Genomic DNA, 25,956 nt, shown 5'->3' on the forward strand with positions numbered 1-25,956 from the left:
GGGAAGGAAAGGGTTATGAGCACGAAAATCATCAGCCTGGTGTCCATCGGCGCCCACCCGACCTCCGGCCGGCCACGTCGTGCGGAGCAGGATGCGCGGGCGGTGGAACTGGGCCTGCAACTGGCTGGGGATAACCTCCAAGTGCTGCATGCCGGCGATGTCGCGGAACCGGCGCTGCGCGCTTATCTGGGCATGGGTCTGGAACAGTTACATGTGCTTGAGCAGCCGGAAGGTGCCGATGCACTGCCAGCGTTGACCGCTTATTTGCGCGACGCCGGGGCGCAAGTCGTGCTGACCGGCAGTCAGGCTGAAACCGGTGAAGGCTCGGGCATGTTGCCGTTCCTGCTGGCGGAAAGCCTCGGCTGGCCGCTGGTGGTCGGGTTGGCGCAGGTGGAATCCATCGACGGCAATTCGGCGCTGGTGCTGCAAGCGTTGCCGCGAGGTCAGCGTCGTCGCTTGAAAGTGCGCTTGCCGTTTCTCGCGACGGTGGATAACGCTGCGCCGAAGCCTCGGCAAAGCGCATACGGCCCGGCTCGGCGTGGCGTGTTGCAAGCCGATGAAGTTGAAGTGATCGACGATGAACTGCTGGCGGTCGCCACGTTGCAACCGGCCAAGCCACGGCCTAAGCGCCTCAAGGTGATCAAGGCCAAAAGCGGTGCAGACCGGATGAAAGCGGCGACGGCCAAGGCCAGTGGCGGCGGTGGGCAGGTACTCAAAGGCGTGACCGCGCAAGCGGGGGCCGAGGCCATTCTCAAGTTACTGATCGAAGAAGGCGTGGTCCGCTAACGCACATCCAGTGAAGATCTAATGTGAGAGCGGGCTTGCTCGCGAAGGCGGTGGTTCAGTTGACATCAATGTTGAATGTCAGGCCCCTTTCGCGAGCAAGCCCGCTCCCACAAGGGGAAATAATGACCGTTGAATTTCGTTCGGCCCTGCGCGCGGATGCGCGGGAGATTGCTCGTTTGTTCCAGATTTCATCAGAGGGCGCTTCGGATTACATCTGGAGCCAGATAGCCGAGCCAGGCCAGGACCTGTTGGACGTTGGTGCCCTGCGCTATGCCCGCGACGGTGTGGACTTCTCCTATCAAAATTGTCTGATCGCCGAGGCAAACGGGAACGTCATCGGCATGATGCACAGCTATGTGATGCGTCATGACCCAATGGCAGCGCCCGTCACCGACCCGGTGTTGGCGCCGTATGCCACCATGGAAATCCCCGACACCCTCTACATTTCCAGCCTGGCGCTGCATGAGGGCTGGCGGAACCAGGGCCTGGGCAAACAATTCCTCGCCTATGCTTACGACCGGGCCAATCAATTAGGGCTCAATGGCCTGAGCCTGATCGACTATGCCGCCAACACCGGTGCCCGGCGGTTTTACGAGCGGCATGGCTTCCGTATCGTCGACACCTGCCAGATCACGCCCCACCCGATGATTCGGGTCACGGGTGAAGCCTATCTGATGTACCGGCCGTAGGGCTGCCTCCCGCCATACCGCGCGGTGAACTACAGTTTTGCTGTGCGCTGGTTAAGGGTGCAGCACGGTTCACGGAGCTTTCAGATGTTCAGCGCTGAGTCATAAAACCCGTTTTTATACGTGGGTTGAACATGAAGGCGTTGCGTTGGTGTGCGGCCTGGTTGCTCTGCGTGGCGATGTGCGTGCCTGCCGGGTTGATGGCGGCTGCCAACCCTGAGTCCGACCAGGATTTTTATCAGTGGCTGGAGTCGGACCAGGGGCAAAATGCATCCTTGGCCCAACTGCGCCAGCAGTGCGACAAGGTCGTGGACGCCACGAACAACCTCAATTGTTCAGTGTCCGTGTTCGCCCGAATGTTCGAGGCCAAAGCCGCCAATCAATTGCCTGATTACTACCTGGCAATCAAGCGCCGCCATGCTCAGGCCATCGCGAGTGACCCCGAACTCAACGTCCTGTTCTCCATGTTTGGCCGTCAATCGATTGCGACCCTGCGCGCGACCGGTGACTTTTCAGTGTCCAGCACCAAACGGCACGAAATGCTCACGGTTTATCCTCGCCCCAGTGAGGGATACGTCACGGACGAAGTGTTGCCCTACATCGACGTCAGAGCGGCCAACGGTGTCTCCTCACGCTTCATTGTCGACACCGGCGCACCGCAGACCCGGGTCAACGTCGAAACCGCCAAGCGCATGGGCGTCACGCTGTTAACCGACTCGCATTACGGCTACAGCACGTTTTATGGGGAGCATGACCTGTCGGCCAAACTCGGAGTCTTTCCATCGTTGAAGGTCGGCGGGAGCGAGTTCAGGAACGTCCTGGTGTTTGTCAGTGACCGGGATAACTTGTTGGGCCTGGACCTGGTCGGCAAGTTGGGGCGTTTGAAACTCACGAAAAAGACTCTGGAGCTCAACGCGCAACCTCCCGCGCGATGCGATTCGCCCGTTACCTATTCGCGTGCAGACATCAATCAACGACTGACCATTGCCGCACGGCTGGATCGTCGGGCAACGCTGGCGATTCTGGATACCGGAAATGTGGATTACCTTACATCGGCGTCGCCCGGTGACTTGCCTGTTCACGTCGCCGAAAACTCGCGTCACCAGACGTTCAAGGGCGAGTTGGATTTGTCTGGCGACATCCGGGCAATCACCTACAAATACTATCCAGGCTTCACCATTCCTCCGTCGTTGGTGTCCGGGCAGTACGTGCCTTCGATTTTGCTCGGGTGGCGGGCATTCAATGATTATGAATTGAACCTGGAAACGCTTTCGGGTCGCTCGTGCCTGAATAAAATATGATTTACCCACAAAGCCTGTTAGCGCTTCTGTGGATAACATGTTCACCCCTCGCTGTACCCCATACAAATCAAGGGCTACAAGGCACCGTACAAAAATTAACCAGCCTAACTTATGGTTTTTACGGGCTTTTTGCGGTGGATAAGGTTTCATGCGCGCTAATACTTGCCCCCAATCTCTGTTGGCGCTTCTGTGGATAAGATGTTTGCTAACCGCTACAGGCCATATAAACAGGGCTGTTCAGGCGGCTGGTTAGAAAACGATCAAATCGACGTTTCGGCTAGGTAAACATCGCGCAATGCCCGATTTATCGCGGCTTTCAGCAGTTTTCCACAGATGCGCAGAAGTTGCCCCCAAAGTCTGTTGGCGCTTCTGTGGATAAGGTGTTTGCCATCCTCTGCAAGCCACGTAAAACGTGTGCTGTAGGCTTTCGATCAAAAAACAACCAGCGGCTGTTCAAAACCGGGCTTCTGGATAAGTCACGGATTTTCTTCGGTTTCTGTGGAGAAATTTTTGTGTAAAACCACACTTGTCCCCAATAGCTGTGGGTGGAAGTGTGGATAACTTGTTTGTGGAAGGCTGGGAGGTGTGGTGGGTATAGCTCTGAACGGAATAGGTCATATTTCGTACAGTTCTGAGTCGGGTGGATACCGGGGAGGGATGTGTTGTTTGGGAGGGCGCTTTCGCGAGCAAGCCCGCTCCCACACTCGACCGTGTCGTTCACAATATCTGTGAACACCACCGATCTAATGTGGGAGCGGGCTTGCTCGCGAAGCTTTTAGCTCTTTTAGCCTTGTACAGGAACACCTTTGAGGTACGGTGCCGGCTCAGCCCCGAGGTTGTTCAGCAGACGCTCGCTGTACCAATCCACGAAGTTCACCACGCCAAACTCATAGGTCTTGGAGTAAGGCCCAGGCTGGTAGGCGGTGGAGTTGATGCCGCGCTGGTTTTCCTCCGCCAGTCGACGGTCCTCGTTGTTGGTTTCATCCCAAACCTTACGCATGCGTTCTACGTCGTAATCCACGCCTTCGACCGCGTCCTTGTGCACGATCCACTTGGTGGTGACCATGGTTTCCTGCGCACTGATCGGCCACACGGTAAAGACGATGATGTGGTCGCCCATGCAATGGTTCCACGAGTGCGGCAGGTGCAGGATGCGCATCGAGCCCAGGTCAGGGTTCTGGATCCGGCCCATGAGTTTCTTGCAAGCTTGCTTGCCGTCCAGGGTCATCGACACGGTGCCCTTTAGCAGCGGCATGCGCACGATGCGGTTACGCAGGCCGAAGCTGGCGTGAGCGTATGGAATCTTCTCGGCTTCCCAGGCAGCGGCAGAGGCGGCCACGTGGTCTTTGAACGCCTGGTCGGCGCGTGGGTCGGTAACGTCGTCCCACTCCAGCAGGGTTTTCAGCAGTGCCGGGTGCGAAGCGTTGCAGTGGTAGCACTCGCGGTTGTTTTCCAGCACCAGTTTCCAGTTGGCTTTTTCGAACAAGGTGGTCTGGATGGCCACCTTGGTGTTTTCCATGTCATACGGTTCCATGTAATGGCTCAGCGTCGACAGGAAGTCATCAATGGCGGGTGGGTTCTCCGACAGGCTGATGAAGATGTAACCACCGGCAGTCTTGACGTTGACCGGTTTGAGACCGTACTGCTTCATGTCGAAGTCGTCGCCCATTTCGGTGCCGGCGAACAGCAGGCGACCGTCCAGTTCGTACGTCCACTGGTGGTAGTGGCAAACCAGTTTGGCGACTTTGCCTTTTTCAGTGGTGCACAACCGCGAACCGCGATGGCGGCAGACGTTGTGGAACGCATGCACCACGCCGTCGGCGCCGCGAATCACGATGATCGGGTTCTTGCCGACTTCCAGGGTCAGGAAGTTGCCCTTGGTCGGGATCTCGCAGGTCATGCCGGCAATCAACCACTCTTTCTGGAAGATTTCCTGCATGTCGATATCAAACAGCCGCTCGTCAGAGTAAAACGGCTGCGGCAGCGAGTAAGTACGCTCGCGCTCTTGCAGCATCTGTGCGGTGGCCTTGCGTGCGGGTTCCAGCGGATCGCCCAGGCTGATTTTTGCGGTGACGTCCATCGATGTGATCCTCAAGGCCTTTCTGTGAGGCCGGCGAAAGTGGCTAATCAGGTTTGCTACGCAAGGTGTAACGGTTGTGTCTTGGTATGGAGCGAGTGTGGGGCCGGCGTTGCCCGGAACCTTATCTACGAGCGACATGGCCCACTCTGTTCCCGACGCGCAACCCCCGGTAGTTGGGGCTTGGTCGCGATAAGTATGTGAATGTCGCAGATAGGTAAATGGGCGGTTCGCACGTTACGCAGAATCGCCAACATAAGGCCGAGCATCGGCGGTGGAGAACAGCATGTCCAACAGCTTCCTGAATCCGGTAACGACCCAGACCTGGGCCAATGGTCGACACATCGTCCGTTGCGTCAAAGTCATCCAGGAAACCTGGGATGTGCGCACGTTCTGCTTTATGGCCGACCAGCCGATCCTGTTCTTTTTCAAGCCGGGGCAGTTCGTCACCCTGGAGCTGGAAATCGAAGGCGTGCCGATCATGCGCTCCTACACCATTTCCAGCTCGCCATCGGTGCCTTACAGCTTCTCGGTGACGATCAAGCGCGTACCCGGCGGCAAAGTCTCGAACTGGCTGCACGACACCCTGCATGAAGGTCAGGAACTGGCGGTGCATGGCCCGGTCGGGCTGTTCAACGCCATGGACTTCACCGCGCCGAAGGTGCTCTACCTCAGCGGCGGTGTCGGCATCACGCCGGTGATGTCCATGACGCGCTGGTTCTACGACACCAACGGCAACGTCGACATGGTGTTTATCCACAGCGCCCGCTCGCCCAAAGACATCATTTACCACCGCGAGCTGGAACACATGGCGTCGCGGATCGACAACTTCAGCCTGCACCTGATCTGTGAGAAGCATGGCCTGGGCGAACCGTGGGCCGGTTATCGCGGTTACCTGAACCACAAGATGCTGGAATTGATGGCGCCGGACTTCCTCGAACGCGAAGTCTTCTGCTGCGGCCCGACGCCGTACATGAATGCGGTGAAACGCATGCTCGAGACCGCCGGTTTCGACATGTCGCGTTACCACGAGGAATCATTCGGCGCGACACCACCGGAAGCGCGCGCCGATGCCGTGGAGCAAGCCGAGCAAGCGGCGGATGCCCCCGAAGTCGACGTGGCGGACCTGCATCAGGTGGAGTTCACCGCGTCGGGCAAAAGCATTCGTGTGGCACCGGGTGAAACCGTTCACGCGGCTGCGGCCAAGCTTGGTTTGTTGATTCCCAAAGCGTGCGGGATGGGGATTTGCGGTACGTGCAAGGTGATGAAGCTGGGTGGTGAGGTCGAGATGGACCACAACGGCGGGATCACCGAAGAAGACGAAGCCGAAGGGTTCATCCTGTCGTGCTGCAGCGTGCCGAAGGGTGACGTGCGGATTGAGTTCTAAGCAACACCGCAAAACTAATGTGGGAGCGGGCTTGCTCGCGAAGGCGTCGTATCAGTCAACATTAATGTTGAATGTCAGTACGCCTTCGCGAGCAAGCCCGCTCCCACAAGGTCCGTATTTCAGTCAACAAACAGGTCTGGCATCAGCTTGTCGGTGGAATCCGGTTCAAATCGATATCCCTCAAAATTCGTTACGCCGTGCTCCCTCAGAATCTCCTCATCTATCAGCAATCGCCCGGTGATGCTGCGGCCGCTGCTGTCCAGAATGACGTGGGCAGCGTCCGCCATGATTTCGGGCGTACGCGCATGCTTGAACGATTCGCGTGAGCCAAGCTGAAATTCGATAGCGGCGGTGGCGATCATGGTTTGTGGCCACAGCGAGTTGACGCTGATGCCGTAATTCTTGAATTCCTCGCTCATGCCAATCGTCAGCATGCTCATGCCGTATTTGGTCACTGTGTAGGGGCTGTACTGGGCGAACCATTGGGTCGCCAGGTTCAGCGGCGGCGACAGGTTGAGGATGTGCCCGCCGGTTTTTTTCAGATAGGGCAGGGCGGCCTGGCTGCACAGCAATACGGCGCGTGTGTTGATCTGGTGCATCAGGTCGAAACGCTTGAGTTCGATGTGTTGAACCCCGGTCAGCTTGATGGCGCCAGCGTTGTTGATCAGCGCATCGATGCCGCCGAAATGTTCGTTGGCCTGGGCGAGTGCATTTCGTACCGCATCTTCGTCACGCACATCCACCCGCAAGGCCAGCGCTTTGCCACCCGCCGCTTCGACTTCCTGCGCGACGCTGAAAATCGTGCCCGGCAACTTCGGGTGTGGCTCGGCGCTTTTGGCTGCAATCACAATGTTGGCCCCGTCACGCGCCGCGCGCAGCGCGATCTCACGACCGATCCCCCGGCTGGCGCCAGTGATGAACAGGGTTTTGCCTTTCAAGGACATGCGTGCGCTCCTGATTATTGTTATGTGAGCGGATCAATACCGCTCGCAGACAATGTAGACGAAGTCTTCAGGTAGGCGCTCACTGTGGCGAGGGAGCTTGCTCCCGCTGGGCTGCGAAGCGGCCCCAAATACTGAAAATGCGGTCTGTCAGGCAGACCGCATTGGATGGATTTACGACTGCTGCGCAGCCGAGCGGGGGCAAGCCCCCTCACCACAGGGGATCGGATTGCTGCTTAGCGGGACATGACTTCGCGGATGTCGGTGGCCAGTTCGCGTACGCGTTCTTCTTCGGTGTCCCACGAGCACATGAAGCGTGCGCCGCCGTTGCCGATGAAAGTGTAGAAGCGCCAGCCCTTGGCGGTCAGGGCAGCGATGGCCGGTTCCGAGAGTTGCAGGAACACGCCATTGGCCTGCACCGGGAACATCAGTTCCACACCCGGAATGTCGCTCACCAGTTCGGCCAGCAACTGCGCGCAGCGGTTGGCGTGCTGGGCGTATTTGAGCCAGGCGTCGTTTTCCAGAATCCCGACCCACGGCGCCGAGAGGAAGCGCATCTTCGAGGCCAGTTGACCGGCCTGTTTGCAGCGGTAGTCGAAGTCTTCAGCCAGTTTGTGGTTGAAGAACAGAATCGCCTCACCCACCGCCATGCCGTTTTTCGTGCCGCCGAAGCACAACACATCAACGCCGGCCTTCCAGGTCAGGTCTGCCGGGGAGCAACCGAGGAACGCACACGCATTGGAGAACCGCGCGCCGTCCATGTGCAGGTTCAGGCCCAGCTCTTTGCAGGTGGCGCTGATGGCGCGGATTTCTTCCGGGGTGTAGACGCTGCCGACTTCGGTGGCCTGGGTCAGGGTCACGACGCGCGGTTTTGGGTAGTGGATGTCCTGGCGCTTGAGCGCGACTTCGCGGATCGATTCCGGGGTCAGCTTGCCGTTTTCAGTGCGGGCGATCAGCAGCTTGGAGCCGTTGGAGAAGAATTCCGGTGCGCCGCATTCGTCGGTTTCGACGTGGGCAGTTTCCGAGCAGATCACGCTGTGGTAACTCTGGCACAGCGACGACAGGGCCAGCGAGTTGGCCGCGGTGCCGTTGAAGGCGAAGAACACTTCACAGTCGGTTTCGAACAGTTTGCGGAAATCGTCGGACGCGCGAGCGGTCCATTCATCGTCGCCGTAAGCGCGCTGGTGGCCGTGGTTGGCCTGTTCCATGGCGGCCCAGGCTTCAGGGCAGATACCGGAATAGTTGTCGCTGGCGAATTGTTGGCTCTTATCGGTCATGGCCCTGCTTTCCGTGGTCGAGTCGCCTATGGTGAAGCGACTCGTGGTCAATGATGGTGCGCACTTTACCGAAGATCATCCGGGGAGCACACGCGATGTGTCTGACAGAAAAATACAAAGACGACGGGCAATTATGCACATGACGCAACGGGATGGGGCACTGGATCTGCTCAAGTGGCTGGCGTTGCTGAGCATGGTGCTCGATCACCTGCGATATGTCGGTTACTCCGCCGATCTGCTGTATGTCCCGGGACGGCTGGCGTTTCCGTGGTTCTGTCTGGCGATGGCAGTGAATGTTTCCCGTACATGGGAAGTGACACATCAGTGGCGGTATCTGGGTTGGTTGCTCCTGTTCAGCGCTATCAGCGAGGTCCCTTACAGGCTGTACATTCCTGACCCCGACACGTTGAACGTGTTGCCCACGTTGGCGCTTGGGCTGTTGGTCGCGCGGGGCTGGCAGCACGCGACGCTGCAATCGCGACTGCTGGCGGTTGCAGCGTTGACGCTGGCAGCAGTGTTCCCGGAGCGACTGATGTTTGGTTTCTTCGGGGTGTTGTTGCCGCTGGCGATGTTGCTGGTGATCCGGCGTCCCTGGTATTTCGCGCTGCTGCCGGGGCTGGTGTGTCTGGCGGCCAATGAATGGCGGGTGCTGATGTATGCCGCGAAGCTGGGCAACAGTGCTGCGATTCCCGGCATTGCCGCTTGTCTGATTGCGCCACTGTTGGGAATGCTGCTTTTGCGACATGCCAAAGGCATCCATCCACGGCCGATGCGTCGCTGGGCGTATGCGCTTTATCCGCTGCACTTCCTCGGACTTCTGGCCCTGCGCCACCTCATCGCCTGACATCGTCACCTGTGGCGAGGGAGCTTGCTCCCGCTGGGTTGCGAAGCAGCCCCAAGGCGCCTCACCAGACACACCGCACAGGCTGGTTATGCGACTGCTTCGCAGTCGAGCGGGAGCAAGCTCCCTCGCCACAAAGGTCTGGTTGCGACCGACCTTTTTCAGTCATGTCGTAAACGCACCTTTGCGTGGCGTCCGTAGGCATTTGGCCTGTCTGCGCCGGTCATACCATCGCATCCAAAGGGCACTGTCGAAACACCAGTGCCTTACCGAGACGAATGGCGCATAGATGCCGCTGGGAGAGACGCGATGTTCAGCAAGCAAGACCAGATCCAGGGTTACGACGATGCACTGCTGGCGGCGATGAATGCCGAGGAGCAACGCCAGGAAGATCACATCGAGCTGATCGCGTCAGAGAACTACACCAGCAAACGCGTCATGGAAGCGCAAGGCAGTGGCCTGACCAACAAATATGCCGAAGGCTATCCGGGCAAGCGCTACTACGGTGGCTGCGAGCACGTCGACAAGGTCGAAGCCCTGGCCATCGAACGCGCCAAGCAACTGTTTGGTGCCGATTACGCCAACGTGCAGCCGCACTCCGGCTCTTCGGCCAACAGCGCGGTGTATCTGGCCCTGATCCAGCCTGGCGACACCATCCTCGGCATGAGCCTGGCCCACGGTGGTCACCTGACCCACGGCGCCAAAGTGTCGTCCTCGGGCAAGCTGTACAACGCCGTTCAGTACGGCATCGACACCAAGACCGGGCTGATCGATTACGACGAAGTCGAGCGCCTGGCCGTCGAGTGCAAGCCGAAGATGATCGTTGCCGGCTTCTCGGCTTACTCCAAGACCCTCGACTTCCCACGCTTCCGTCAGATCGCCGACAAAGTCGGTGCGCTGCTGTTCGTCGACATGGCGCACGTCGCCGGTCTGGTCGCCGCTGGCCTGTACCCGAACCCGCTGCCGTACGCCGACGTGGTCACCACCACCACCCACAAAACCCTGCGCGGTCCGCGTGGCGGCCTGATCCTGGCCAAGTCCAACGAAGAAATCGAGAAGAAGCTCAACGCCGCCGTTTTCCCGGGCGCCCAGGGCGGCCCGCTGATGCACGTGATCGCTGGTAAAGCGGTGTGCTTCAAGGAAGCGCTGGAGCCGAGCTTCAAGGCTTACCAACAACAAGTGATCGACAACGCCCAGGCCATGGCCAGCGTGTTTATCAAACGCGGCTACGATGTAGTGTCCGGCGGTACCGATAACCACCTGTTCCTGGTCAGCCTGATCCGTCAGGGCCTCACCGGCAAAGACGCGGATGCAGCACTCGGTCGCGCCCACATCACCGTGAACAAGAACGCTGTCCCGAACGATCCACAGTCGCCGTTCGTGACCTCCGGCCTGCGCATCGGCACCCCGGCGGTGACCACGCGCGGCTTCAAGGTGACCCAGTGCGTCACGCTGGCCGGCTGGATCTGCGACATTCTCGATAACCTCGGCGATGCCGATGTCGAGGCCAATGTTGCGCAGCAAGTATCGGCCCTGTGCGCGGACTTCCCGGTTTATCGCTGAGCGCGGTTTTGGAGTAAATGACTATGCAACGCTACTCAGGCTTCGGCCTCTTCAAACACTCCCTCAGCCATCACGAAAACTGGCAGAAAATGTGGCGCACGCCGACCCCTAAAAAGGTCTATGACGTGGTCATCGTCGGCGGTGGCGGGCATGGTCTGGCGACCGCCTACTACCTCGCCAAGGAACACGGCATCACCAACGTGGCCGTGGTCGAAAAAGGCTGGCTGGGCGGCGGTAACACCGCGCGCAACACCACCATCGTTCGCTCCAACTACCTGTGGGACGAGTCGGCGCACCTGTACGAACACGCGATGAAATTGTGGGAAGGCCTGTCCCAGGACCTGAACTACAACGTGATGTTCTCCCAGCGCGGCGTTTACAACCTGTGCCACACCCTGCAAGACATTCGTGATTCCGAGCGTCGGGTCAGCGCCAACCGCCTCAACGGCGTGGACGGTGAACTGCTCGATGCCAAACAAGTGGCCGACGAGATTCCGTACCTCGACTGCTCGAAGAACACCCGCTACCCGGTGATGGGCGCAACCGTTCAGCGTCGCGGCGGCGTGGCCCGTCACGATGCCGTGGCGTGGGGCTTTGCCCGTGCGGCAGACGCCTTGGGCGTGGACCTGATTCAACAGACCGAAGTGATCGGTTTCCGCAAGGAAAACGGTGTGTGCATCGGCGTTGAGACCAACAAAGGCTTCATCGGCGCCAAGCGCGTCGGCGTGGTCACCGCCGGTAACTCCGGGCACATGGCCAAGCTCGCCGGTTTCCGTCTGCCGATCGAATCGCACCCGCTGCAAGCGCTGGTGTCCGAGCCGATCAAGCCGATTATCGACAGCGTGATCATGTCCAACGCCGTACACGGTTACATCAGCCAGTCCGACAAGGGCGACCTGGTGATCGGCGCCGGTATCGACGGCTACAACGGCTATGGCCAGCGTGGTTCGTACCCGGTGATCGAGCACACCATCCAGGCCATCGTCGAGATGTTCCCGGTGTTGTCCCGCGTACGCATGAACCGGCAGTGGGGCGGCATCGTCGACACCACGCCGGATGCGTGCCCGATCATCTCGAAAACCCCGGTGCCGAACATGTTCTTCAACTGCGGTTGGGGCACCGGCGGCTTCAAGGCGACACCTGGCTCGGGCAACGTATTTGCCGCGAGCCTGGCCAAGGGTGAAATGCACCCATTGGCCGCACCTTTCTCCATCGACCGTTTCCACAACGGTGCGTTGATCGATGAACACGGCGCTGCTGCGGTTGCCCACTAACAGGAGAAATCCCCATGTTGCATATCTTCTGTCCTCACTGTGGCGAACTGCGCTCCGAAGAGGAATTCCACGCATCCGGCCAGGCGCACATCCCGCGTCCACTGGACCCGACCACCTGCACCGACGAGGAGTGGGGCGACTACATGTTCTTCCGCGATAACCCTCGCGGTCTGCACCACGAGCTGTGGGACCACGTTGCCGGTTGCCGTCAGTACTTCAACGCCACCCGCGACACCGTGACCTACGAGATTCTCGAGACCTACAAGATCGGCACCAAGCCGCAGTTCACCGACAAGACTGAAAGTCCGAAAGCGGCCGCGCAGGCTCTGGGAGCTAAGGTATGAGCCAGATCAATCGCCTGTCCAACGGTGGACGGATCGACCGCAACAAAGTGCTGAACTTCACCTTCAACGGCCAGAGCTACAAAGGCTTTGAAGGCGACTCGCTGGCTGCTGCGCTGCTGGCCAACGGCGTCGATATCATCGGTCGCAGCTTCAAGTATTCCCGTCCGCGCGGCATCTTCGCTGCGGGCGCTGAAGAACCAAACGCCGTGCTGCAGATCGGCGCGACCGAAGCCACGCAGATTCCTAACGTACGCGCCACGCAACAAGCGCTGTACCAAGGCCTGGTCGCCACCAGCACCAACGGCTGGCCGAGCGTGAACAACGACATGATGGGGATTCTCGGCAAGGTCGGCGGCAAGCTGATGCCGCCGGGCTTCTACTACAAAACCTTCATGTACCCGCAATCGTTCTGGATGACTTACGAGAAGTACATTCGTAAGGCTGCCGGTCTTGGCCGCTCGCCGACCGAGAACGATCCGGACACCTACGACTACATGAACCAGCACTGCGACGTGCTGATCGTCGGCGGTGGCCCTGCTGGCCTGGCCGCTGCACTGGCGGCTGCACGCAGCGGTGCCCGCGTCATTCTGGCCGATGAACAGGAAGAGTTCGGCGGCAGCCTGCTCGACTCCCGCGAAAGCCTCGACGGCAAGCCTGCTGCCGAATGGATCGCCAGCGTCATCGCCGAACTGAAAGACACTCCGGACGTGCTGCTGTTGCCGCGCGCCACGGTCAACGGTTACCACGACCATAACTTCCTGACCATCCACGAGCGGCTGACCGATCACCTCGGCGACCGCGCTCCGATTGGCCAGGTGCGTCAGCGCATTCACCGGGTTCGCGCCAAGCGCGTGGTACTGGCGACCGGCGCTTGCGAGCGACCACTGGTCTACGGCAACAACGACGTGCCGGGCAACATGCTTGCCGGCGCCGTGTCGACTTACGTTCGCCGTTACGGCGTGGCACCGGGCAAAAAACTGGTGCTGTCGACCAACAACGACCACGCCTACCGCGTTGCGCTGGACTGGCTCGACGCCAGCCTGCAAGTGGTGGCCATCGCCGACGCCCGCAGCAACCCGCGCGGTGCCCTGGTGGAAGAAGCTCGCGCCAAAGGCATCCGCATCCTCACCGGCAGCGCCGTGATCGAGGCTCGTGGCACCAAGCGCGTGACCGCTGCTCGCATTGCCGCGATTGATGTAAAAGCCCACGCCGTGACCAGTCCTGGCGAATGGCTGGAGTGCGACCTGGTCGCGACGTCCGGCGGTTACAGCCCGGTGGTTCACTTGGCCTCGCACTTGGGCGGCAAGCCGACCTGGCGTGAAGACATCCTCGGTTTCGTACCGGGCGAAGCACCGCAGAAACGCGTGTGCGTCGGTGGCATCAACGGCGTCTACGGTCTCGGTGATTCCCTGGCCGACGGTTTTGAAGGGGGCGCTCGCGCCGCTGCCGAAGCCGGGTTCCAAACGGTCGAAGGCGTATTGCCGAAAGCCCTGAGCCGTCTGGAAGAGCCAACGCTGGCGCTGTTCCAGGTGCCGCATGAAAAGAACACCGCCCGTGCACCGAAGCAATTCGTCGACCTGCAAAACGACGTCACCGCTGCCGCCATCGAACTGGCGACCCGCGAGGGCTTCGAGTCGGTCGAGCACGTCAAACGCTACACCGCACTGGGTTTCGGTACCGACCAGGGCAAGCTCGGCAACGTCAACGGCCTGGCCATCGCCGCCCGTTCGCTGAACGTGACCATCCCGCAGATGGGCACCACCATGTTCCGCCCGAACTACACGCCGGTGACGTTTGGCGCCGTGGCCGGTCGTCACTGTGGGCACATTTTCGAGCCAGTCCGTCACACCGCGCTGCATCACTGGCACGTGAAGAACGGCGCCGAGTTTGAAGATGTCGGTCAGTGGAAACGTCCGTGGTACTTCCCGAAAAGCGGTGAAGACATTCACGCCGCCGTGAAGCGCGAATGCAAAGCCGTGCGCGACAGCGTCGGCCTGCTGGACGCCTCGACCCTGGGCAAGATCGATATCCAGGGCCCGGATTGCCGTGAGTTCCTCAATCGCATCTACACCAACGCCTGGACCAAGCTCGATGTGGGCAAGGCGCGTTACGGCCTGATGTGTAAAGAAGACGGCATGGTGTTCGACGACGGCGTGACGGCATGCCTGGCCGACAACCATTTTGTGATGACCACCACCACCGGCGGCGCTGCACGCGTGCTGCAATGGCTGGAAATCTACCACCAGACCGAATGGCCGGAACTGAAGGTGTACTTCACCTCCGTGACGGATCACTGGGCAACCATGACCCTGTCCGGGCCGAACAGCCGCAAGCTGCTCAGCGAAGTGACCGACGCCGATCTGAGCAACGAAGCCTTCCCGTTCATGACCTGGAAAGAAGCTCTGGTCGGCGGTGTGCCGGCGCGGATTTTCCGGATTTCGTTTACCGGTGAGCTGTCGTACGAAGTCAACGTGCAGGCCGACTACGCCATGGGCGTGCTCGAAAAAATCGCCGAGGCCGGCAAGAAGTACAACCTGACTCCGTATGGCACAGAAACGATGCACATTCTGCGGGCCGAGAAGGGTTTCATCATTGTTGGTCAGGACACTGACGGCTCGATGACTCCGGATGACTTGAACATGGGCTGGTGTGTGGGTCGCACCAAACCGTTCTCGTGGATCGGTCAGCGTGGCATGAACCGCGAAGACTGCGTGCGTGATCAACGCAAGCAACTGGTGGGCCTGAAGCCGATCGATCCGACCAAATGGCTGCCGGAAGGTGCGCAACTGGTGTTCAACACCAAGCAAGCGATCCCGATGACCATGGTCGGTCACGTGACCTCCAGCTACTTGCACAACTCTCTGGGCTATTCGTTTGCCATGGGCGTGGTCAAAGGCGGGTTGAAGCGCATCGGTGAGCGTGTGTTCGCACCGCTGGCGGATGGCAGCGTGATCGAGGCGGAAATTGTTTCTTCGGTGTTCTTCGATCCGAAAGGCGATCGCCAGAACATCTGACACTGATCGTTCCCACGCTCTGCGTGGGAATGCATCCCGGGACGCTCCGCGTCCCAAGAGCGGACGCAGAGCGTCCATGGCGGCATTCCCACGCAGAGCGTGGGAACGATCAAGAATTCAGGAAAGGTGCTTTATGACCGCAGCCAACGTTTACCAACAACGCCCAACCAACGGGGCCAAGGCCGAGTCGTCGCTGCATCACGCAGGCCTGCAAAGCCTGGTGGGCAAGGGCCGCAAAAACGCCGGCGTGACCGTGCGTGAGAAGAAACTCCTCGGCCACCTGACCATCCGTGGCGATGGCCACGATGCCGCATTTGCCGCCGGCGTACACAAGGCGCTCGGCATCGAATTGCCGGGTGCGCTGACCGTCGTCATCAAAGGCGAAACCAGCCTGCAATGGATGGGGCCGGATGAGTGGCTGCTGATCGTGCCGAGCGGTGAAGAATTCGCCGCCGAGCAAAAACTCCGTGAAGCGCTGGGCGTCCTGCACATCGCAATCACCAACGTCAGCGGCGGCCAGCAGGTCCTCGAACTGAGCGGCCCGAAGGTGCGCCAGGTGCTGATGAAATCCACCAGCTACGACGTGCACCCCAACAGCTTCCCGGTGGGCAAGGCGGTGGGCACGGTGTTCGCCAAGTCGCAATTGGTGATCCGCCATACCGCTGAAGACACCTGGGAACTGCTGATTCGCCGCAGTTTCTCGGATTACTGGTGGTTGTGGTTGCAGGATGCTTCTGCCGAGTATGGCCTGAGTGTCCAAGCCTGACTCAGTGTTGTGGGGGGACTGCTTTTGTGGCGAGGGAGCTTGCTCCCGCTCGGCTGCGCAGCAGTCGCAAAACCTGATCCCGCGTTCCTCCTGAAGTAACGCGGTTGCTGATTTTGGGGTCGCTTCGCAACCCAGCGGGAGCAAGCTCCCTCGCCACAGAGTTCGCTCTGTTTACTGTTTTTGTAGCAGGAGTCACCGCACTATGAGCCGCGCCCCAGACACATGGATTCTGACCGCCGACTGCCCCAGCGTCCTCGGCACCGTGGACGCGGTGACCCGCTTTTTGTTCGAGCAGGGCTGCTACGTCACCGAGCACCATTCCTTTGACGACCGGCTTTCCGGCCGTTTCTTCATTCGTGTGGAATTCCGTCAACCCGACGGTTTCGACGAGCAAGCCTTCCGCGCCGGCCTCGAAGAGCGCGGTGCCAATTTCGGCATGGTCTTCGAACTGACTCCGCCGAATTACCGCCCGAAGGTGGTGATCATGGTCTCCAAGGCCGATCACTGCCTCAACGACTTGCTCTACCGCCAGCGCATCGGCCAGCTGTCGATGGACGTGGCCGCCGTGGTCTCCAATCACCCGGACCTCAAGCCGCTGGCCGACTGGCACCAGATTCCCTACTACCACTTCCCGCTGGACCCCAATGACAAGCCGTCGCAGGAGCGTCAGGTGTGGCAGGTGATCGAAGAGTCCGGCGCCGAACTGGTGATTCTTGCGCGCTACATGCAAGTCCTCTCGCCAGAGCTGTGCCGCAAACTCGACGGCAAGGCGATCAATATCCATCACTCCCTGCTGCCCGGTTTCAAGGGCGCTAAGCCGTATCACCAGGCCTACAACAAGGGCGTGAAACTGGTCGGCGCCACGGCGCATTACATCAACAACGACCTGGACGAGGGCCCGATCATTGCCCAGGGCGTGGAGGCGGTGGACCACAGTCATTACCCGGAAGACCTGATCGCCAAGGGGCGGGATATTGAAGGGCTGACGTTGGCGCGGGCGGTTGGGTATCACATTGAACGCAGGGTTTTCCTCAACGCGAACAGGACCGTCGTTCTTTAGATCGCTTTCGCGAGCAAGCCCGCTCCCACATTTGATCGTGGGCGTAACCAGAATTTGTGAACGGTACAAATCCAATGTGGGAGCGGGCTTGCTCGCGAAGAGGCCCTGACAGACAACGCAAAAAGACACAGGCAATAACCCGAGCAATCAACGCGCCGCCGCTCCATGGCGACGCGACCGCTACATAAAAACAACAGCGAGGTGAAAGCATGTCTGGCAATCGTGGTGTGGTGTATCTCGGCAATGGCAAAGTCGAAATACAGAAAATCGACTATCCGAAAATGCAGGACCCGCGCGGCAGGAAGATCAATCACGCTGTCATCCTGCGTGTGGTTTCCACCAACATCTGTGGTTCGGACCAGCACATGGTGCGCGGCCGTACCACCGCTCAGACCGGTCTGGTGCTCGGCCACGAGATCACCGGCGAAGTCATCGAGAAGGGCAGCGACGTCGAGAACCTGCAAATCGGCGACCTGGTGTCCGTACCGTTCAACGTCGCTTGCGGGCGCTGCCGTTCCTGCAAAGAGATGCACACCGGTGTCTGCCTGAGCGTCAACCCGGCCCGTCCCGGCGGCGCCTACGGTTACGTCGACATGGGCGACTGGACCGGCGGCCAGGCCGAATACGCAATGGTGCCTTACGCCGACTTCAACTTGCTGAAACTGCCTGATCGCGATCGCGCGATGGAAAAAATCCGCGACCTGACCTGCCTCTCCGACATCCTGCCCACCGGTTACCACGGCGCCGTGACGGCGGGTGTTGGCCCAGGCAGCACCGTGTACATTGCGGGTGCCGGTCCGGTTGGCCTGGCGGCTGCCGCTTCCGCTCGCCTGTTGGGCGCGGCCGTGGTGATTATCGGTGACGTCAACACCGTTCGCCTGGCACACGCCAAAGCGCAAGGTTTCGAAATCGCCGACCTGTCCCTCGACACGCCTTTGCACGAACAAATCGCCGCACTGCTGGGCGAACCGGAGGTGGATTGCGCCGTCGACGCCGTAGGCTTCGAAGCACGCGGCCACGGCCATGACGGCGTGAAACACGAGGCTCCGGCCACCGTGCTCAACTCGCTGATGGGCGTGGTTCGCGTGGCCGGTAAAATCGGTATCCCTGGCCTCTACGTGACTGAAGACCCGGGTGCAGTGGATGCCGCCGCGAAAATGGGCAGCCTGAGCATTCGCTTTGGTCTGGGCTGGGCCAAATCCCACAGCTTCCACACCGGCCAGACGCCAGTGATGAAGTACAACCGCCAGCTGATGCAGGCGATCATGTGGGACCGCATTCATATTGCCGACATCGTTGGCGTGGAGGTCATCAGCCTGGATGACGCGCCACGTGGTTACGGCGAGTTCGATGCGGGCGTGCCGAAGAAGTTTGTGATTGATCCGCACAAATTGTTCAGCGCGGCGTAAGCCTTCACGCAAAAAAAACGGCGACCTTCGGGTCGCCGTTTTTATTGGGCATTACACAAAACCCTGTGGCGAGGGGGCTTGCCCCCGTTGGGCAGCGAAGCGGCCCCAAATTTTGCCAACGCGATCTGACAGATACACCGCATTTGCAGGTCTTGCGACTGCTTCGCAGCCGAACGGGGGCAAGCCCCCTCGCCACAAAAGCTCATCAGTGTTTTCAGAGGGTGGCCAACGCGCCTTGATACAAGACCGGCCCGGTCGGTTGCCCGGTCGGCGAACCACCCTTGGGCTCAAGACTTACCGCCAGCGCAATCGGCTTTCCGATCAACGCTTTCTGCGTATCGCTCAACACCACGCGGCCCTTGCCACCTGCCGGGATCACGCCCAGAGACACCGGTTTTCCATCCGCCGGAATCGCCCACAGCTCCAGGCTACGACCCGGATCCACCGCCGCCAGTGTCAGCGGTTCAACGTTCAGGTAATCCTCATGCGCTTCAACCTTCAGTGCCGGTTGTGCGTTGGCGGTCAGCAGCGTCGCGCTATACCGCGCACTGTCGCGGTTGTAGATCACGCCCAAAGTCACGGCGACCACCAGCGAACACACCGCAGCCGTCATTCGCAACCAGTTCCAGAACGGACGCTTCTCAGGCACATGCAGCACTTGCGGTTCGATACGCGCGGTAATCCCGTGCCATACGCGCTCCGGCACCGGTTGCTCCGGCAAGGCGTCGGTCAGGCTGGCGAGGCTTTCCTGCCACTGCGCCAGTTCTGCGCGCAACGCGGCGTCTTCGCGCAACAACTGCTCAAAACGTCGACGCGCAGCAGCGGGCATCAAACCGATGGCGTAGTCGGCGGCGAGGGCGCGGCGCAGGGACTGGGTTTGGTAATTCATGATTCAAGGCACCTGCGCAGGCGTTCCATGCCCCTGCGGATCCAGGATTTCACCGAGCCCAGTGGCGCGGCCAGATGTTCGGCCAGTTCAGAGCAGGACAAGCCCTGAAAATACGCGACAGTGATCGATTGACGCTGCATGCCTTCAAGGCTTTCCAGGCAGCGGTTCAAGGCGTTGGCCTCACGGGCGCGGGTCAATTGTTCGTGGGCCGAGGGGCTTTCATCCACCAGTGCCTGTTCTTCAAGGTCGGTCAGTGGCCGGTCGCGGTGTTTACGCAGTTGGTCGATAGCCTGGTTTCGCGTGATGTTGATCATCCACGTCAGCGGTGCCGACAGGTGCGCCTCATACCGCGAGGCGTTGTTCCAGATGCGCACAAAGCTTTCCTGCAGCACTTCTTCGGCCAGATCCGGGCGCCCCATGAGGCGCAGGGCCACGCCATGCAGGCGTGGGCCGACGCTGCGGTAAAGCGTCTCGAACGCGCGGCGGTCGCCCAGTGAACATTGGGCCAACAGCTGCCTGAGCTGATCGGTGTCGGCGATGGAAATAACGGTTCTCCAGAGAATCGGGGGAGCGACGGTGGGCTGCGTGCGGTGCCGGTTGCAGGCAGAGGTTAGTTCACGGCGCGCAGGAGTTCCATTCACGGTCCGATACCTCGCAAGAGTCCGCCGGCCCCCATGCGAAGGGCCGGCGGTTCGGCTCAACTTTTCGGCATCAGTACTTTGTCGATCACCTGAATCACACCGTTGGCCTGGAATACGTCGTAGGTGGTGATGTCGGCGACGTCACCCTTTTCATCCTTGATGGTGATGTTGTGCGGGCCGTTCATCATCGCCCACAGCTTGCCGCCGGCGACGGTGGTGAGCTCGGTCTTGCCGCCACCGGCCTTGATCTTCTCGGCCAGGGTCATCATGTCGAGTTTGCCGGCGACTACGTGGTAGGTCAGGAGTTTGCTCAGCGCTGCCTTGTTCTCGGGTTTGAGCAGCGTATCGACCGTGCCGGCGGGCAGGGCGGTGAAGGCCGAGTTGACCGGGGCGAATACGGTGAACGGACCTTTGCTTTTGAGGGTGTCGACCAGGCCGGCGGCTTTTACGGCGGCGACTAGCGTGGTGTGGTCGGAGGAATTCACCGCGTTATCGACGATGTCTTTGCTGGGCAACATGCTTTGCCCGCCGACCATGACGGTGTCGTGACTCATGTCCGCTGCCTGGACGGTGCTCAGGATGAAACTGCCGCCAAGGGCCAGGGTCAGCAGGCTGACAATCAACGGTGTTTTGATCGAAGTGCGTTTCATGGTGATGTCCTTGTGGGGGAGAATCGGCCAGGAATGCCTGTCCGTGCTTGATATACGCGGCAGGAAGTAGACTGGATGCAGCACGGTTAAATTCTTTTTTCGACTGTCCATCAAGCCGCCGCCAGGGCTGGGAACAATCCCCAGGGATTCCAGTCCAACGGACAGTTTTTCGCCGCCCATTGAGGTGTGGTGTTCATGGCACAAGAGGATGTCTGGATGAAGATTTCACGCGGTTTTGCACTGGCTTCGCTGATGAGTCTGGCGGCCAGCCCGGTCTTTGCCCAGTTCAGCCTGAACGATGCGGCCAATGCCATCTCCGGTATGCAGGGCGAAAACGCCGCCAAAGCGGCCGCGCCCACCCCACAGACGGCCGATCTGCTGGGTGCGTTGACCGAATTGAACGTGACGCCAGAACAGGCGGTTGGCGGCGCCGGGGCAATGCTCGGGTTGGCCAAGAATCAATTGAGTTCGACTGATTACTCGGAGTTGGCCAAAAGCGTACCGGGAATCGACATGTTGTCGGGCGGTGGTGAGCTGGGCGCCCTCGCGGGCTTGCTCGGTTCGTCGGGTAAGGCTGCCGGTCTGGACAATGCCCTGGGCAACGTGAAGAACACTAATGACTTGAACGATGCTTTCAGCGCATTGGGGATGGACGGCGGAATGATTGGCCAGTTCGCCCCGGTACTCCTGCAATACTTCGGTCAGCAAGGCGTTGGCGGTTCGTTGCTGAACAGCCTTGGCAGCATCTGGGGCGCCGGCATTTGATTCAACGGCACTCGGCGCGCAATGCGTCGATGCGCTGGTCCTTTTCGATCCAGAGCTGGTTGACCCAGTTCTGGATTTTTTCGCGAAACAGCGGATCGTTTTCGTAATCGCCTTGCCACAGCGCTGGGTCTAGCTCGCGGGTCTTGATGTCGATGATGACCCTCGGCACGTTACCGCTGATCAAATCCCAGAACCCCGGAATTGCCTGTTGCGGATACACCACTGTCACATCGAGCACGGCGTCCAGCTGCTCGCCCATCGCCGCCAGCACAAACGCCACACCACCGGCCTTGGGCCGAAGCAGGTGAGTGAAGGGTGATTGCTGCTGGGCACTTTTCGCAGCGGTGTAGCGGGTGCCTTCCAGGTAGTTGACCACTGTCACCGGCTGGCGCTTGAACAACTCGCACGCCGCTTTGGTGATTTCCAGATCCTTGCCGGCCAGCTCTGGATGTTTGGCCAGGTAGGCCTTGGTGTAGCGTTTCATGAACGGGTAATCCAGCGCCCACCACGCCAGCCCCAGGAACGGCACCCAGATCAGCTCTTTTTTGAGGAAGAACTTGAAGAACGGCGTGCGCCGATTCAGGGTCTGGATCAATGCCGGGATATCGACCCAGGATTGATGATTGCTGATCACCAGATAGGACGTGTCGACCCGCAGGCCTTCGCCGCCGCGGATGTCCCAACGGGTCGGGATGCATAGACGGAAGATCAGCTTGTCGATCTCGGCCCAGGTCTCGGCGATCCACATCACGGCCCATGAGGCGTAGTCGCGATAGCGACCGGGCAGGACCAGTTTGAGCAGGGCAAACACCATCAGCGGCCCGATCAGGACCAGGGTGTTGAGCAACAGCAGCAGGGTGACGAAACAGCCGGTGAGCAGGCGGCGCATAAGTGACTCTTGGAAGCATTTGGGCGCGCCATGATAAGCAGCTTCGGGCGGGAGGCCAAATCGGGGGTGACGAATGTTTCACCTTTACATCGTTATGCTTGCAGCCTGATGAGATCCCTGTGGCGAGGGAGCTTGCTCCCGCTCGGCGGCGAAGCCGCCGTAAATCCATTCAACCCGGTGTTCCTGACAAGCCAGTTCACATAGCTTTGGGGCCGCTTCGCAGCCCAGCGGGAGCAAGCTCCCTCGCCACAAAGGTATGTGGTCGTCCAACTATCGTTGTTGTTTGCGGTCTAGAGTTCGGCCACTGCGCCCCAATTTCCAAAGGATGCCCATTACGTGAAATCGATCCTCGCACTGCTTTCCCTGGTGGCCCTGCCAGTCCTGGCCGCCGAGCCGACCCTGTACGGGCGTTACGAATACATCGCGCTGCCGGAAATCGGCGGCGAAGTGCTCAAGGCCAAGATGGACACCGGCGCCCTGACCGCGTCGCTGTCGGCCAAGGACATCGAAACCTTCACCCGCGACGGCGAAGAATGGGTACGTTTCCGCCTTGCCACCAAGGACGCCAGCAACAAGGTCTACGAACACAAAGTCGCGCGGATCAGCAAGATCAAGACCCGTTCCGAGGAAGAGGACGATGACAAGGAAGTGGTCCAGCCCACCAAGCGTCCGGTGGTTGATCTGGAGCTGTGCCTGGGCAACGTCAAGCGCACCGTCGAGGTCAACCTGACCGACCGCAGCAGCTTCAACTACCCTTTGTTGATCGGCGCCAAAGCCTTGCGTGAATTCGGTGCGGCGGTGAACCCGGCACGTCGTTTTACCGCCGACAAACCCGACTGCTGAATTCAAGGGGTGTCATTGACGTGACGTGAGCCTTGGGGCACCGTTCGCCCACTTCATAAACGGGCCAGGACGCCATGCCTCATATCTTGATTGTCGAAGACGAAGCGGCGATTGCCGACACCCTGGTTTTCGCGTTGCAGGGTGAGGGCTTCACCACGACCTGGCTGAGCCTGGGCGCGGCAGCGCTGGAGCATCAGCGCGTCACGCCGGCCGATTTGATCATTCTCGACATTGGTTTGCCGGACATCAGCGGCTTCGAGACCTGTAAGCAATTGCGCCGATTCAGCGAAGTGCCAGTGATCTTCCTCAGTGCCCGCGATGCCGAAATCGATCGTGTGGTGGGCCTGGAAATCGGTGCCGACGATTACGTGGTCAAGCCGTTCAGCCCGCGTGAAGTGGCCGCCCGGGTGCGGGCCATTCTCAAACGCATGGCGCCAAGGGCGGTGGCCGAATCCTCATCGGCGTTGTTTCGGATCGACAACGATCGGGTGCAGATCAGCTATCGCGGTCAATCGCTGAGCCTGACCCGTCACGAATTCCGCCTGCTGCAATGCCTGTTGGAACAACCCGAGCGGGTATTCAGCCGCGAGCAATTACTCGATGCGCTGGGCATCGCCGCCGATGCCGGTTACGAGCGCAGCATCGACAGCCACATCAAGAGCGTGCGCGCCAAACTGCGTCGGGTACGGGCAGAGGCCGAGCCCATCCAGACCCATCGCGGCCTCGGCTACAGCTACAGCCCGGGGCACAGCTGATGCCGCTGGGGATCCGGATTTTCCTGGTCTACGTGTTGTTCATCGGCCTGACCGGTTACTTCGTGCTCAACACCGTGATGGAAGAAATCCGCCCCGGTGTGCGCCAATCCACCGAAGAAACCCTGGTCGACACGGCCAACCTGATGGCCGAAATCCTGCGCGACGACTTTAAGGCTGGGACCCTCAACCAGAATCGCTGGCCCGAGTTGCTCAAGGCCTACGGCGAGCGGCAACCCAAGGCAAGTATCTGGGGTTTGCCGAAGAATCAGGTCAATCACCGCATCTACGTCACCGACGCCAAAGGCATCGTGGTGCTGGACTCCAGCGGCGCGGCGGTGGGGCAGGATTACTCGCGCTGGAACGATGTTTACCTGACCCTGCGCGGCGAATACGGAGCACGCTCCACCCGCAGCGATCCGAATGACGCCAACTCTTCGGTCATGCACGTTGGCGCACCGATCCGCGACAACGGCCAGATCATCGGCGTGGTTACCGTGGCCAAGCCCAACAGCTCGTTGCAGCCTTACGTCGATCGCACCGAACGAAGATTGCTGGCCTATGGCGCCGGGCTGATTGGCCTTGGCCTGTTGTTCGGTGCGTTGTTGTCGTGGTGGTTGAGTGCGGCGCTGCGCCGGTTGACTGCTTATGCGCAAGCGGTGAGTGACGGCCGACGGGTCGAGGTGCCGCACTATCGCGGCGGCGAACTGGGGCAACTGGCGACAGCGGTGGAGCACATGCGCACGCAACTCGAAGGCAAGGCCTACGTCGAGCGTTATGTGCACACGCTGACCCATGAGTTGAAGAGCCCGTTGGCGGCGATTCGCGGGGCGGCGGAATTGCTGCAGGGCGAGATGCCGTTGGCGCAGCAGCAGCGGTTCGTCAGCAATATCAATAGCGAAAGCGTGCGCATGCAGCAGTTGATCGAACGGCTGTTGAACCTGGCGCAGGTGGAGCAACGCCAAGGTCTGGAGGAACGGGTGGCGGTGCCGTTGGCCGGGTTGGTGGATGAGTTGTTGAAGGCTCAGGCGGCGCGGATCGAGGGCAGGCAGTTGCACGTTGAACAACGGATTTCGGCGGATCTGACGCTAACCGGTGAGCCGTTTCTGTTGCGTCAGGCGCTGGGGAATTTGTTGGAGAACGCGCTGGATTTCACCCCGGTTCAGGGGGTGCTACGTTTCAGCGCCGAGCGTATGGGGGAGCAGATTGAGTTCAGGCTGTTTAACCAGGCGGAGGCGATTCCCGACTATGCGCTGCCGAGGTTGAGCGAGCGGTTTTACTCGCTGCCGCGTCCGGACAGTGGGCGCAAAAGTACCGGGTTGGGGCTTAATTTTGTCGAAGAAGTGGTCAAGTTGCATGGCGGTTCGTTGAGCATTGGCAATGCTGAAGGCGGTGTTGAAGTGAGACTGCGCCTGGCTTAGGACCGAGTCGCGGCATTCGCGAGCAAGCCCGCTCCCACATTTGATCACCGCCGCCTGCAAATTTTGAATTCACTGGAGATCTAATGTGGGAGCAACTGTCTTGATGACTTTATTTTTAAGGCTTATCGGAAGACAGCTGAACTCCCACGGCTCCAGGCCATGCAAATTCCTTACAAAACACGCAGCCTGTTTAGGCTGCCTGTTCTCGCCACTCAGTTTTCTCTCGAATCATGGCATTCAGCCGTATCAACAACACTCGCATGCAGGCGATCAGCGCTACTTTGGCGCATTTACCTTTCTGGCGTAATGCTTGATACCGAGCCTTGAACTCAGGCTGTCGCCGGATCACCACCCAACAGGCCATGTACATCGCGCGACGC

At 60.0% G+C, this 25,956-nt stretch carries 23 protein-coding genes and 1 pseudogene; 16 read left to right on the forward strand and 8 right to left on the reverse strand.

The features are described from left to right. Positions 1–15 precede the first annotated feature (15 nt). From EAH78_RS28705 to EAH78_RS28715, 3 genes are all read left to right on the forward strand, one after another. Complete coding sequence (locus EAH78_RS28705; protein ID WP_008151894.1) at positions 16–786, forward strand: electron transfer flavoprotein subunit beta; 771 nt, start codon at positions 16–18, stop codon at positions 784–786. A gap of 122 nt (positions 787–908) precedes the next feature. Beyond that, positions 909–1,475: a GNAT family N-acetyltransferase gene (locus EAH78_RS28710; protein WP_140671260.1), complete on the forward strand. Its 567-nt coding sequence runs from the start codon at positions 909–911 to the stop codon at positions 1,473–1,475. A gap of 131 nt (positions 1,476–1,606) precedes the next feature. Then, the gene (locus EAH78_RS28715; RefSeq protein ID WP_140671264.1) at positions 1,607–2,773 is read left to right on the forward strand and encodes a retropepsin-like aspartic protease; all 1,167 of its coding nucleotides are present in this window, start codon (positions 1,607–1,609) and stop codon (positions 2,771–2,773) included. A gap of 784 nt (positions 2,774–3,557) precedes the next feature. Here the strand turns inward: EAH78_RS28715 and gbcA are convergent. Continuing rightward, a complete protein-coding gene (gene gbcA, locus EAH78_RS28720; protein ID WP_140671267.1) occupies positions 3,558–4,853 on the reverse strand; it encodes a glycine-betaine demethylase subunit GbcA in 1,296 nt (431 codons plus the stop codon). Positions 4,854–5,136: 283 nt separating this feature from the next. Here gbcA and gbcB point away from each other — a divergent pair, with 283 nt between their 5' ends. Next, positions 5,137–6,237, forward strand: a complete 1,101-nt coding sequence (gene gbcB, locus EAH78_RS28730; protein ID WP_140671270.1) for a glycine-betaine demethylase subunit GbcB — start codon at positions 5,137–5,139, stop codon at positions 6,235–6,237. 119 nt (positions 6,238–6,356) lie between these two features. Here the strand turns inward: gbcB and EAH78_RS28740 are convergent, their stop codons facing one another. Then, entirely contained in the window at positions 6,357–7,181 is an 825-nt protein-coding gene (locus EAH78_RS28740) for an SDR family oxidoreductase (RefSeq protein ID WP_140671273.1), read from the reverse strand. Between the two features lie 233 nt (positions 7,182–7,414). Continuing rightward, the gene (locus EAH78_RS28745; protein WP_140671275.1) at positions 7,415–8,455 is read right to left on the reverse strand and encodes a low specificity L-threonine aldolase; all 1,041 of its coding nucleotides are present in this window, start codon (positions 8,453–8,455) and stop codon (positions 7,415–7,417) included. Positions 8,456–8,588: 133 nt separating this feature from the next. Between EAH78_RS28745 and EAH78_RS28750 the strand changes: the two genes are divergently transcribed. The 8 genes from EAH78_RS28750 (at position 8,589) to fdhA (ending at position 18,726) form a co-directional block, all read left to right on the forward strand. Next, complete coding sequence (locus tag EAH78_RS28750; RefSeq protein WP_140671277.1) at positions 8,589–9,299, forward strand: TraX family protein; 711 nt, start codon at positions 8,589–8,591, stop codon at positions 9,297–9,299. Positions 9,300–9,605: 306 nt separating this feature from the next. Beyond that, positions 9,606–10,859: a serine hydroxymethyltransferase gene (glyA, locus tag EAH78_RS28760; RefSeq protein ID WP_140671279.1), complete on the forward strand. Its 1,254-nt coding sequence runs from the start codon at positions 9,606–9,608 to the stop codon at positions 10,857–10,859. Between the two features lie 23 nt (positions 10,860–10,882). Further along, on the forward strand, positions 10,883–12,133 hold the full coding sequence (locus tag EAH78_RS28765; RefSeq protein WP_007947735.1) for a sarcosine oxidase subunit beta: 1,251 nt from the start codon (positions 10,883–10,885) through the stop codon (positions 12,131–12,133). Between the two features lie 14 nt (positions 12,134–12,147). Beyond that, positions 12,148–12,477: a sarcosine oxidase subunit delta gene (locus EAH78_RS28770; RefSeq protein WP_140671281.1), complete on the forward strand. Its 330-nt coding sequence runs from the start codon at positions 12,148–12,150 to the stop codon at positions 12,475–12,477. Continuing rightward, positions 12,474–15,491 carry a sarcosine oxidase subunit alpha gene (locus EAH78_RS28775; RefSeq protein ID WP_140671284.1) on the forward strand — a complete coding sequence of 1,006 codons (3,018 nt, stop codon included), beginning with the start codon at positions 12,474–12,476 and terminating at the stop codon, positions 15,489–15,491. The genes EAH78_RS28770 and EAH78_RS28775 overlap by 4 nt, the downstream gene beginning before the upstream one ends. Positions 15,492–15,624: 133 nt before the next feature. Then, on the forward strand, positions 15,625–16,257 hold the full coding sequence (locus EAH78_RS28780; protein ID WP_140671286.1) for a sarcosine oxidase subunit gamma: 633 nt from the start codon (positions 15,625–15,627) through the stop codon (positions 16,255–16,257). A gap of 202 nt (positions 16,258–16,459) precedes the next feature. Beyond that, a complete protein-coding gene (gene purU / locus EAH78_RS28790; protein ID WP_140671289.1) occupies positions 16,460–17,317 on the forward strand; it encodes a formyltetrahydrofolate deformylase in 858 nt (285 codons plus the stop codon). Between the two features lie 209 nt (positions 17,318–17,526). Further along, the gene (gene fdhA / locus EAH78_RS28795) at positions 17,527–18,726 is read left to right on the forward strand and encodes a formaldehyde dehydrogenase, glutathione-independent (protein WP_007947729.1); all 1,200 of its coding nucleotides are present in this window, start codon (positions 17,527–17,529) and stop codon (positions 18,724–18,726) included. Positions 18,727–18,940: 214 nt separating this feature from the next. Here the strand turns inward: fdhA and EAH78_RS28800 are convergent, their stop codons facing one another. The 3 genes from EAH78_RS28800 to EAH78_RS28810 are packed head-to-tail and all read right to left on the reverse strand — an operon-like array spanning position 18,941 to position 20,906. Continuing rightward, complete coding sequence (locus tag EAH78_RS28800) at positions 18,941–19,615, reverse strand: anti-sigma factor (RefSeq protein WP_140671291.1); 675 nt, start codon at positions 19,613–19,615, stop codon at positions 18,941–18,943. Further along, the gene (locus EAH78_RS28805) at positions 19,612–20,256 is read right to left on the reverse strand and encodes a sigma-70 family RNA polymerase sigma factor (protein WP_140671293.1); all 645 of its coding nucleotides are present in this window, start codon (positions 20,254–20,256) and stop codon (positions 19,612–19,614) included. The genes EAH78_RS28800 and EAH78_RS28805 overlap by 4 nt, the downstream gene beginning before the upstream one ends. Before the next feature lie 56 nt (positions 20,257–20,312). Then, positions 20,313–20,906, reverse strand: coding sequence for a fasciclin domain-containing protein (locus EAH78_RS28810; protein ID WP_140671296.1), 594 nt, complete (start codon positions 20,904–20,906; stop codon positions 20,313–20,315). Positions 20,907–21,122: 216 nt separating this feature from the next. Here EAH78_RS28810 and EAH78_RS28815 point away from each other — a divergent pair, with 216 nt between their 5' ends. Next, on the forward strand, positions 21,123–21,671 hold the full coding sequence (locus EAH78_RS28815) for a DUF2780 domain-containing protein (protein ID WP_140671318.1): 549 nt from the start codon (positions 21,123–21,125) through the stop codon (positions 21,669–21,671). 1 nt (position 21,672) lies between these two features. On the opposite strand, the gene EAH78_RS28820 is transcribed toward EAH78_RS28815, so the two are convergent. Beyond that, positions 21,673–22,560 carry an acyltransferase gene (locus EAH78_RS28820; protein WP_140671298.1) on the reverse strand — a complete coding sequence of 296 codons (888 nt, stop codon included), beginning with the start codon at positions 22,558–22,560 and terminating at the stop codon, positions 21,673–21,675. A 336-nt stretch (positions 22,561–22,896) separates the two neighbouring features. Here EAH78_RS28820 and EAH78_RS28830 point away from each other — a divergent pair, with 336 nt between their 5' ends. From EAH78_RS28830 to creC, 3 genes are all read left to right on the forward strand, one after another. Continuing rightward, positions 22,897–23,403, forward strand: a complete 507-nt coding sequence (locus EAH78_RS28830; RefSeq protein ID WP_140671300.1) for an ATP-dependent zinc protease family protein — start codon at positions 22,897–22,899, stop codon at positions 23,401–23,403. 74 nt (positions 23,404–23,477) lie between these two features. Continuing rightward, positions 23,478–24,158: a two-component system response regulator CreB gene (gene creB / locus EAH78_RS28835; RefSeq protein WP_140671302.1), complete on the forward strand. Its 681-nt coding sequence runs from the start codon at positions 23,478–23,480 to the stop codon at positions 24,156–24,158. Further along, positions 24,158–25,576 carry a two-component system sensor histidine kinase CreC gene (gene creC / locus EAH78_RS28840; RefSeq protein WP_140671304.1) on the forward strand — a complete coding sequence of 473 codons (1,419 nt, stop codon included), beginning with the start codon at positions 24,158–24,160 and terminating at the stop codon, positions 25,574–25,576. Before creB ends, creC begins: the two co-directional genes overlap by 1 nt. Positions 25,577–25,766: 190 nt before the next feature. Here creC and EAH78_RS32495 read toward each other — a convergent pair. Next, a pseudogene (locus EAH78_RS32495) lies at positions 25,767–25,956 on the reverse strand (IS110 family transposase); the annotation flags it as partial.

Source organism: Pseudomonas arsenicoxydans (genome assembly GCF_006438915.1).
GTDB classification, from domain to species: domain Bacteria; phylum Pseudomonadota; class Gammaproteobacteria; order Pseudomonadales; family Pseudomonadaceae; genus Aquipseudomonas; species Aquipseudomonas arsenicoxydans_A.

Excerpts from the sequence above, each read along its gene's own strand:
- gbcB (WP_140671270.1), top strand. The coding sequence starts at position 5,137 with ATGTCCAACAGCTTCCTGAATCCGGTAACGACCCAGACCTGGGCCAAT.
- EAH78_RS28765 (WP_007947735.1), top strand. The coding sequence starts at position 10,883 with ATGCAACGCTACTCAGGCTTCGGCCTCTTCAAACACTCCCTCAGCCAT.
- EAH78_RS28800 (WP_140671291.1), bottom strand. The coding sequence starts at position 19,615 with ATGAATTACCAAACCCAGTCCCTGCGCCGCGCCCTCGCCGCCGACTAC.
- fdhA (WP_007947729.1), top strand. The coding sequence starts at position 17,527 with ATGTCTGGCAATCGTGGTGTGGTGTATCTCGGCAATGGCAAAGTCGAA.
- EAH78_RS28770 (WP_140671281.1), top strand. The coding sequence starts at position 12,148 with ATGTTGCATATCTTCTGTCCTCACTGTGGCGAACTGCGCTCCGAAGAG.
- EAH78_RS28820 (WP_140671298.1), bottom strand. The coding sequence starts at position 22,560 with ATGCGCCGCCTGCTCACCGGCTGTTTCGTCACCCTGCTGCTGTTGCTC.
- EAH78_RS28810 (WP_140671296.1), bottom strand. The coding sequence starts at position 20,906 with ATGAAACGCACTTCGATCAAAACACCGTTGATTGTCAGCCTGCTGACC.
- purU (WP_140671289.1), top strand. The coding sequence starts at position 16,460 with ATGAGCCGCGCCCCAGACACATGGATTCTGACCGCCGACTGCCCCAGC.
- glyA (WP_140671279.1), top strand. The coding sequence starts at position 9,606 with ATGTTCAGCAAGCAAGACCAGATCCAGGGTTACGACGATGCACTGCTG.
- EAH78_RS28775 (WP_140671284.1), top strand. The coding sequence starts at position 12,474 with ATGAGCCAGATCAATCGCCTGTCCAACGGTGGACGGATCGACCGCAAC.
- EAH78_RS28815 (WP_140671318.1), top strand. The coding sequence starts at position 21,123 with ATGAAGATTTCACGCGGTTTTGCACTGGCTTCGCTGATGAGTCTGGCG.
- EAH78_RS28780 (WP_140671286.1), top strand. The coding sequence starts at position 15,625 with ATGACCGCAGCCAACGTTTACCAACAACGCCCAACCAACGGGGCCAAG.
- EAH78_RS28750 (WP_140671277.1), top strand. The coding sequence starts at position 8,589 with ATGCACATGACGCAACGGGATGGGGCACTGGATCTGCTCAAGTGGCTG.
- EAH78_RS28745 (WP_140671275.1), bottom strand. The coding sequence starts at position 8,455 with ATGACCGATAAGAGCCAACAATTCGCCAGCGACAACTATTCCGGTATC.
- gbcA (WP_140671267.1), bottom strand. The coding sequence starts at position 4,853 with ATGGACGTCACCGCAAAAATCAGCCTGGGCGATCCGCTGGAACCCGCA.
- creC (WP_140671304.1), top strand. The coding sequence starts at position 24,158 with ATGCCGCTGGGGATCCGGATTTTCCTGGTCTACGTGTTGTTCATCGGC.
- creB (WP_140671302.1), top strand. The coding sequence starts at position 23,478 with ATGCCTCATATCTTGATTGTCGAAGACGAAGCGGCGATTGCCGACACC.
- EAH78_RS28710 (WP_140671260.1), top strand. The coding sequence starts at position 909 with ATGACCGTTGAATTTCGTTCGGCCCTGCGCGCGGATGCGCGGGAGATT.
- EAH78_RS28705 (WP_008151894.1), top strand. The coding sequence starts at position 16 with ATGAGCACGAAAATCATCAGCCTGGTGTCCATCGGCGCCCACCCGACC.
- EAH78_RS28740 (WP_140671273.1), bottom strand. The coding sequence starts at position 7,181 with ATGTCCTTGAAAGGCAAAACCCTGTTCATCACTGGCGCCAGCCGGGGG.
- EAH78_RS28715 (WP_140671264.1), top strand. The coding sequence starts at position 1,607 with ATGAAGGCGTTGCGTTGGTGTGCGGCCTGGTTGCTCTGCGTGGCGATG.